7 protein-coding genes are annotated in these 8,093 nt (G+C 60.1%); 3 read left to right on the top strand and 4 right to left on the bottom strand.

Features of this window, described 5'->3' with window-relative positions:
* Nucleotides 1-36: 36 nt before the first annotated feature.
* Nucleotides 37-819, top strand: a complete 783-nt coding sequence (locus HU811_RS22390; RefSeq protein WP_186658146.1) for an amino acid ABC transporter permease — start codon at nt 37-39, stop codon at nt 817-819.
* Nucleotides 820-1,026: 207 nt separating this feature from the next.
* Here the strand turns inward: HU811_RS22390 and HU811_RS27510 are convergent, their stop codons facing one another.
* Nucleotides 1,027-1,302 carry a hypothetical protein gene (locus HU811_RS27510; RefSeq protein WP_225248481.1) on the bottom strand — a complete coding sequence of 92 codons (276 nt, stop codon included), beginning with the start codon at nt 1,300-1,302 and terminating at the stop codon, nt 1,027-1,029.
* 45 nt (nt 1,303-1,347) lie between these two features.
* On the opposite strand from HU811_RS27510, the gene HU811_RS22385 reads away from it, so the two are divergent.
* On the top strand, nt 1,348-3,357 hold the full coding sequence (locus HU811_RS22385) for an autotransporter outer membrane beta-barrel domain-containing protein (RefSeq protein ID WP_225248480.1): 2,010 nt from the start codon (nt 1,348-1,350) through the stop codon (nt 3,355-3,357).
* Between the two features lie 63 nt (nt 3,358-3,420).
* Here HU811_RS22385 and oadA read toward each other — a convergent pair whose 3' ends face one another.
* Nucleotides 3,421-5,229, bottom strand: a complete 1,809-nt coding sequence (gene oadA, locus HU811_RS22380) for a sodium-extruding oxaloacetate decarboxylase subunit alpha (RefSeq protein WP_186658144.1) — start codon at nt 5,227-5,229, stop codon at nt 3,421-3,423.
* Nucleotides 5,230-5,241: 12 nt separating this feature from the next.
* Nucleotides 5,242-6,657, bottom strand: coding sequence for an acetyl-CoA carboxylase biotin carboxylase subunit (locus tag HU811_RS22375; RefSeq protein ID WP_092399521.1), 1,416 nt, complete (start codon nt 6,655-6,657; stop codon nt 5,242-5,244).
* Between the two features lie 188 nt (nt 6,658-6,845).
* On the opposite strand from HU811_RS22375, the gene HU811_RS22370 reads away from it, so the two are divergent.
* The gene (locus tag HU811_RS22370) at nt 6,846-7,808 is read left to right on the top strand and encodes a LysR family transcriptional regulator (protein ID WP_186658142.1); all 963 of its coding nucleotides are present in this window, start codon (nt 6,846-6,848) and stop codon (nt 7,806-7,808) included.
* On the opposite strand, the gene HU811_RS22365 is transcribed toward HU811_RS22370, so the two are convergent.
* Nucleotides 7,750-7,959, bottom strand: coding sequence for a PA3496 family putative envelope integrity protein (locus HU811_RS22365; protein WP_092457767.1), 210 nt, complete (start codon nt 7,957-7,959; stop codon nt 7,750-7,752). The genes HU811_RS22370 and HU811_RS22365 overlap by 59 nt on opposite strands.
* Nucleotides 7,960-8,093: the final 134 nt, after the last annotated feature.

Below are 8,093 nucleotides of genomic sequence, written 5' to 3'. Positions count from 1 at the left end.
CCCCCCCCCCCCGCCCGGGGGGGGGGGGGGTCGCGCCTGAAAAAGATCTTCGGTTTTCGCACACGGCTGTACCTGACCTGGGCGGCCATGCTGGTGTTGTTCGCGAGTTTTTTCCTGAGCTTCGACCTGAAATTCGCCATCATCCTGGACAAACTGCCGAACCTGCTCGGCGTGCACCTGGCACCCAACGGCTTTCTGCAGGGCGCGGCGCTGACGCTGTTTCTCTGCCTGTGCTCGATCGTCGCTTCGTCCTTGCTGGGCTTCATCACCGCCCTGGCGCGGCTGTCCAGCAGCGCGGTGGCGTTCGGCATTGCCAGTTTCTACGCGTCGTTCTTTCGCGGCACACCGCTGCTGATCCAGATCCTGCTGATCTACCTGGGCCTGCCACAACTGGGACTGGTCCCGGGCGCGATTGCCGCCGGGATCATCGCCCTGTCGCTGAACTACGGCGCCTACCTGAGCGAAATCTTCCGCGCCGGGATCCTTGGCGTCCCCCACGGCCAGCGCGAAGCCTCCCTTGCGCTGGGCATGGGCGAAACCGTGATCTTCTGGCGCGTCACCCTGCCCCAGGCCATGCGCACCATCATTCCACCGACCACCAACCAATTCATCTCCATGCTCAAGGACTCGTCTCTGATCTCGGTGATGGGTGTTTGGGAAGTGATGTTCCTGGCCCAATCCTATGGTCGCTCCAGCTACCGCTACATCGAAATGCTCACCACGGCGGCGATCATTTACTGGTTGATGTCCATTGCGTTGGAGCTGATCCAGGCGCGGATGGAGCGGCATTATGGGAAGGCGTATCTCAAGCGCAGCTGACAGAACGGTTCCGAGGATCTTGTAGGGCATCGCTTCAGGCCATGGAAGCCAACGCGACGATGTCTGGATCGCAACTCGACCAGCCTACAGATTTCATCTGCTGTGTCTTGCCCAAGGCGAGGCGGTAGCTGGCATCGTGATCAAGGGTGGAATTTTTAAAGTGCGGACTCCTTTCAAACGAGACCGCACTCGATGTCTATCCAACCTTTACACCCACCCCAACACCTTGCCCTGGCAATTGCCTTGGTACTCGGTTGCGTTGATGTTTCGAGGGCTCAGCCACCCGCCGATATCCTCACGACCGCCGAGCAACAAGAGCACCTCAGAGCCTTCGCCGAAGCCGCTGACACCAAACGGCACAACGCCAATATCGCCCGTAGAGGCGGCGAGAAATGGACTAGAAAAAACGACCTGGTCATCATCAGCGGAAAAGGAAGATTCCCCGGGATCATTGATGGTGGCGGTGGAAAAAACGTCCTGCAACTAGACGCCGCCAAGCATCCGATATTGGCTGAAACCCGAAATTTCATGGCATTGCAGGTTACGCAAGGCGAATGGCAACACACCGGGAGTTTCACAGGCTGGGGAGTGATCGAGCCAGACACCACGTTGCTCAATACTGGCCAAATCGAGGGGCAGGTAGGGGTTCTCGGCAAGCTGGATAACCAGGGCATGGTCGCCAATCACGTGACTGTCGAGCCAGGTGCCAGCATGACGAACTCCGGCGTGGTCAATGGGCAGGTTTACGTACGCGAGAAGGCCCGCTTCAGCGGCAATGGCACTGTGGATTTCTTGAGTATCGCGGGCCAGTTGGAAGTCGGCCCCGAAACAGGCGCACCCGCCGTTACTAAGGAGTTGTCGTTGGCAGAGACTGCCGAACTGATCTACGGGGTTAATGCAGAGGGCGGTAGCTCCACGATCAACGTTGAAGGCACCGCGCTCCTGAACAACGCGACGCTGACCGTCGCCGGCGTGCCGGGCGAATACATTGAGACGCGTGAGCACACGGTCATCCGCGCGGGGAAGATTGAAGGAGCGCTCGGCACGGTCTCCAGCAAGCTGGCATTCATGACGGCGACGCTGACTCCCACCGATACGCAAGTCAACCTGACTTACGCCCGCAACGCTGTTCCAATCGAGGAAGCAGCAAACTCCGAAAACGGGCGAGAATTTGCGACCCATATCGAAGAGCGGCAACCGGTCAAACCACCAGCGCCCGCCCCCATGGATGTGCCCACCGTTACACAGGCAGCCGTAACCAAACCAAGGATCGAAGCCCCAGCAGTCAAACCTGCGGAGCCGCCAGACATCACCCCCACCGCACCAGCCCCCGCCACCCCATTGCAAACCACCAAGCCAGCTGAAAAACCCAATATCGCCCTCAGCGCCTTGCCCAACACCCATGTGAATACGGTCGCCGACGCCGGCAAATCGAAGGCCGTAGATCCCACAAGCAAACCGGCCGAACCACGAAAAATCATCCACGCCGCACCGAAACCCACCGGCCAATTGCAAACTACCCAGCCAGTCGCAAAACCCAACGCTGCCATCAACGCCTTGCTCGGCAGCGATATGATGACCGCCGCCAGCGCCATCGACCAACTGAGTGGCTATAACACTGCGGATCTGGGCAACGCCACCTTGAGCAGCATGGCGCCGATCAGCAGCGCAATGCTCTCGGCCATGGGCCAGAAAAACCCGGGGAGCGTGCATGCTGACGGTCAAGTCTGGGTCCAGACCATCGGTAACAGCGGCAGTATCGGCAAACAGTTGGGCAGCTATGCGCTGAAACACTCGACCAGCGGTGTGATGCTGGGAACCGACTGGGCCATCAGCCCGGATTGGCGCCTGGGCGTGATCGGCAGCAAGACGCAAACCCGGCTGGACAGCCAGCAGTTCGATGGTCGGCTCGACAGTTGGCACCTGGGCGCCTATGCCTTGCGCCAGGACGGGCCATGGGCCCTGCGCCTGGGCGCCGTTTACGCCAATCATGACGGCAGCACCAAGCGCCATGTGGTCTTCAACGGTTTCAGGGATCGCCTCAAAGGTCGCTACGATGCCCATACGCAGCAGGTCTTTGGCCAGCTCGGTTACAACCTGAACATCGGTCATTTCGATGTCGAGCCTTACATCGACCTTGGCTACCAACGCTACCGACGCGATCGCTATTCAGAGAAAGGTGGCGACGCGGCGTTGCAGTTCAACGGCCAGACCCAGGACTATTTCCACAGCAATCTGGGCCTGCACCTCGCCCGGTCCTTCTCTCTTGACCAAGGCATGCGACTGACGCCGCGCTTGAGTCTCGGTTGGAAACATCTCTATGGCGAGACCCGAGGCGCTTCCCGCCAGGGCCTGGCCGGCGCAGGCAAGTCGTATACCGTCGAAGGCGACGAACTGGACCGTGACAGTCTGCTTTTCGAAACAGGGCTGGACCTGGCCGTTTCGCCTCGGCATACCCTGGGGGTGAGTTACAAGGGTGAAACCGGTCAGGACAACCGTAACGGGGCGTTGACGGGCCAATGGCGAATGATGTTCTGACAAGCAAAAAAAAGGGGAGCACATGCCCCCCCGAGGTTAAACGGTTTTATCGAGGCTGTTAGCTCAGCCTTCGATCTCGATCAGGATCTCGCCCGGATTGACTCGGTCGCCCTTGGCGACATGAATGGCGGAGACCTTGCCGGCGATGGCAGCCTGTACTTCGGTCTCCATTTTCATGGCTTCGGTGATCAGCACCGCTTGGCCGGCCTTCACTACATCGCCCTCCTTGACCAGCACATCGACGATGTTGCCTGGCATGGTGGTGCTGACATGGCCCGGCGCAGTGGCTTGTTTGCGCTTGCTGCTGCCGCCGCTGACAAACTCATTGAGCGGCTCGAACACGACCTCTTCGGGCATGCCGTCAATGGACAGGTAGAAGTGACGCTTGCCTTCGGCCTTGACGCCCACCCCGGTGATGTCGACGCGGTAGGTTTCGCCGTGAACGTCGATGACGAACTCGGTCGGCACGCCTTCCCCGCCCGCCGAGCTCACACTGCCCGCCTCAGGAATTGGCAATAGCACTTCCGGGGTCAGGGTGCCGGCTTCGCGTTCTTCGAGGAATTTGCGCCCGATGTCCGGGAACATGGCGTAGGTCAGTACGTCTTCTTCGGATTTGGCCAGTGCGCCGATTTCGCCACGCAGCTTGGTCATTTCCGGCTTGAGCAGGTCGGCCGGACGTACATCGATCACGTCTTCGCTGCCGATGGCCTGGCGGCGCAGCTTCTCATTCACCGAACCCGGAGCCTTGCCGTAGCCACCCTGCAAATAGAGCTTCACTTCGTTGGTGATGGTCTTGTAGCGCTCACCGGCCAGCACGTTGAAAAACGCCTGGGTGCCGACGATCTGCGAGGTCGGGGTCACCAGCGGCGGGAAGCCAAGGTCTTCGCGCACTCGCGGGATCTCTGCCAGCACCTCGTTCATGCGGTTCAACGCGCCCTGCTCTTTGAGCTGGTTGGCCAGGTTGGAAATCATCCCGCCCGGTACCTGATTAACTTGGACGCGGGTGTCCACCGCCGTGAACTCGCTTTCGAACTGGTGGTATTTTTTGCGCACCGCATAGAAATACAGGCCGATTTCCTGCAGCAATTCCAGGTTCAGGCCGGTGTCGAACTCGCTGCCCTTAAGGGCCGCAACCATTGATTCGGTGCCCGGATGGCTGGTGCCCCAGGCGAAGCTGGAGATCGCGGTGTCGATGTGATCGGCGCCGTTTTCGATCGCCTTGAGCTGGCACATCGCGGCCAGGCCAGCGGTGTCATGGGAATGGACGAATACCGGCAACGACTGCTCGGTCTTCAATGCCTTCACCAGCTCACCAGTGGCGTACGGGGTCAGCAAACCGGCCATGTCCTTGATCGCCACCGAGTCGCAACCCATGGCTTCCATTTGCTTGGCCTGGGCGACGAACGCCTCAATGGTGTGCACCGGGCTAGTGGTATAGGCGATGGTGCCCTGGGCGTGCTTGCCAGAGGCCTTCACCGCCTCGATGGCGACCCGCAGGTTACGCACGTCGTTCATCGCATCGAAAATACGGAACACATCGATGCCGTTGACCGCAGCCTTGGCCACGAACGCCTTGACCACATCATCGCTGTAATGGCGATAGCCCAGCAGATTCTGGCCGCGCAACAGCATTTGCAGGCGAGTGTTGGGCAGCGCCGCGCGCAGTTGGCGCAAGCGCTCCCACGGGTCTTCCTTCAGGAAACGCACGCAGGCGTCGAATGTTGCGCCGCCCCAGACTTCCAGCGACCAATAGCCGACTTTGTCGAGCTTGTCGCAGATCGGCAGCATGTCTTCGGTGCGCATGCGCGTAGCAAGCAGCGATTGGTGGGCGTCGCGCAGGATTGTGTCGGTAACAAAGATCTTCTTGGACATGGTCATACTTCCTTACAGGCCTGCGTGGGCGGCAATGGCGGCGGCGATGGCCAAGGCCAGCTCTTCGGGTTTGCGCTTGATCGAGTAGTTGGTCAGCTCAGGATGGCTTTCAACGAAACTGGTATTGAACTGGCCACTACGGAATTCCGGATTGCGCAGGATTTCCTGGTAATACGCCGCGGTGGTCTTGACCCCCTGCAGGCGCATGTCGTCCAAGGCCCGCAGGCCACGGTCCATGGCTTCTTCCCAGGTCAGCGCCCAGACCACCAGCTTCAGGCACATCGAATCGTAGAAGGGCGGAATGGTGTAGCCGGTATAGATCGCTGTGTCGGTGCGCACGCCCGGGCCGCCGGGGGCGTAATAGCGGGTGATCTTGCCGAAACTGGGCAGGAAGTTGTTTTTCGGGTCTTCGGCGTTGATCCGGAACTGCAGCGCGAAGCCACGGTGATGAATGTCTTCCTGCTTGACCGACAACGGAAGCCCGGAGGCGATGCGGATCTGTTCGCGAACAATGTCGATGCCGGTGATTTCTTCGGTGATGGTGTGTTCCACCTGCACCCGGGTGTTCATCTCCATGAAGTACACCTCGCCCTCGGCGAGCAGGAACTCCACGGTGCCGGCATTTTCGTAGCCCACCGCCTTGGCGGCGCGCACGGACAGATCGCCAATGTAGGCGCGCTGCTCGGGCGTCAGTTGCGGGCTGGGAGCGATCTCGATCAGCTTCTGGTTGCGGCGCTGGATCGAGCAATCACGCTCGAACAAATGCACCACGTTGCCAAAGCTGTCACCCAGGATCTGCGCTTCGATGTGTTTGGGATTGACGATGCATTTTTCCAGGAACACTTCCGCCGAACCGAAGGCCTTGGTCGCTTCGGAAATGACCCGAGGGAAAGCCTGTTCGAGTTCTTCACGACTGTTGCAGCGACGGATACCCCGGCCGCCACCACCGGACGTAGCCTTGAGCATTACCGGGTAACCAATGCGGTCGCCTTCGGTCAGGGCCTCTTCGATGCCCGCTACGTTGCCTTCGGTTCCCGGCGTGACCGGTACGCCGGCCTTGATCATGCTGCGACGCGCTTCGGTCTTGTCGCCCATGCGGCGAATGACTTCAGCCGACGGACCGATGAATTTGATCCCGCGCTCGGCGCAGATGTCCGCCAGCTCGGCGTTTTCCGAGAGAAAGCCGTAACCGGGGTGCAACGCATCGCAACCGGTTTCCACGGCCAGGTTCACCAGTTTGCGCGGGTTGAGATAGCCGGCCAGCGGATCGGCGCCGATGCTGTGGGCCTCGTCCGCACGCTTGACATGCAACGCATGGCGGTCCGCGTCGGAATAGACCGCGACCGAGCGAATGCCCATCTCGGCGCAAGCGCGCACGATGCGGACGGCAATCTCACCACGGTTGGCGATCAGGATCTTTGTTATCAATTGGAGGTTCCCTTGAGCCGGTGGTACCACGACCTGGAGCTTCAGGTCGACGCGTGACCAGATGTAACAATCGGTCGCAGCACCACACTAGTCCTGGCTGTTGATTAACAAAAATGAATATTTATTGGGTCGTGCATAAGCAAAGACTTATAGTTGATTCATCCGCCCCGACCCAGAGGCTATAGAAAATGCGTAAGTCATTGATGCGTATGACATTGCGTCAACTGCAGATTTTCAACGAGGTGTGCGACCTGAGGTCCTACAGCCGCGCAGCCGACGAAATGTCTCTCACACAACCGGCCGTTAGCCTACAGATTCGATCACTTGAGGAGCTGATCGGCCAGCCGCTGTTCGAGTACGTTGGCAAAAAACTCTACATGACCGAAGCCGCCGAAGCCCTTCAACGCGCCAGCCGGGACATCTTCGGGCGCCTGGAAAACCTCGACATGCAGCTGTCGGACATGCAGGGCTCGTTGCAAGGCCAACTGAAGCTGGCGGTGGAGTCCAGTGCCAAGTACTTCGTGCCGCACCTGTTCGCCGCTTTCAAGCGCCAGCACCCGGAGGTCAACCTCAACCTCACGGTGGTCAACCGCGGCCAAGTGATCCGCAGGCTCTCGGACAACCGGGACGATCTGGTGATCATGTCCATGGTGCCTCAGGACATGGGCCTGGAATTCCTGCCATTTCTCAACAATCCAATCGTCGCCGTGGCACCGCCCGACCACCCGCTGTGCCACATGGGCCCGCTGCGCCTGCAAGACCTTGAGCCGTATACGTTGCTGCTGCGCGAGCCGGGGTCAGGCACGCGGCTGGCCTGCGAGGAATATTTCAAGGAGAAACGGGTGCATTTCACCCAGACACTGGAAGTGGCGTCGGCGGAGGCCCAACGCGAATGCGTACTGGCGGGGCTGGGCGTGGCGCTGCTGACGCGCCACGCCGTAAGCCGGGAGCTGGTATCCGGCGCGCTCATCGAGTTGCCGGTGGAGGAATTGCCGCTTTACCGCAGCTGGTGCCTGGTGCAGGCCAGGGCTAAGCGCCTGTCACCGGTGGCCCACGCCTTCCTGGCGTTCGTTCGCGGCGAGCGCGCTCAGATCATTGGCCTGGTTGGTCGTTTCGACGGGAAACCGCCGGAGTTGCCTGCCAATAGTTGAATTCTACAGCGTCCGGAAACTCGCTGATTTCGGCCAACAGCTGGCGCTGCTCACAGCGGTCTTCGATGGCACGACGGAACGCCATGCGGCGCTGGTCTTCCTGCTGACGACGGGTTTTGACGGCGCTGCGTTCTTCGTAGGACTGGGTCATGTCGAGACTCCCAAGACGTATACGGGAGCTTTACGATGAAGGCGCGGGATGACGGTTTGGCGGCGCGAGCGTTACAGAACGATGAATTCGGGCAAATGCCGTTTTGTGGCGAGGGGATTTATCCCCGCTCGGTT

The organism is Pseudomonas tehranensis, assembly GCF_014268615.1.
Classification (GTDB): domain Bacteria; phylum Pseudomonadota; class Gammaproteobacteria; order Pseudomonadales; family Pseudomonadaceae; genus Aquipseudomonas; species Aquipseudomonas tehranensis.
This window is presented reverse-complemented; position numbering and strand designations above follow the sequence as displayed.

What these genes read in the sequence shown, in the direction of transcription:
- HU811_RS22365 (WP_092457767.1), bottom strand. Translation starts at nt 7,959, where the DNA reads ATGACCCAGTCCTACGAAGAACGCAGCGCCGTCAAAACCCGTCGTCAG.
- HU811_RS22370 (WP_186658142.1), top strand. Translation starts at nt 6,846, where the DNA reads ATGCGTAAGTCATTGATGCGTATGACATTGCGTCAACTGCAGATTTTC.
- HU811_RS22385 (WP_225248480.1), top strand. Translation starts at nt 1,348, where the DNA reads ATGGCATTGCAGGTTACGCAAGGCGAATGGCAACACACCGGGAGTTTC.
- oadA (WP_186658144.1), bottom strand. Translation starts at nt 5,229, where the DNA reads ATGTCCAAGAAGATCTTTGTTACCGACACAATCCTGCGCGACGCCCAC.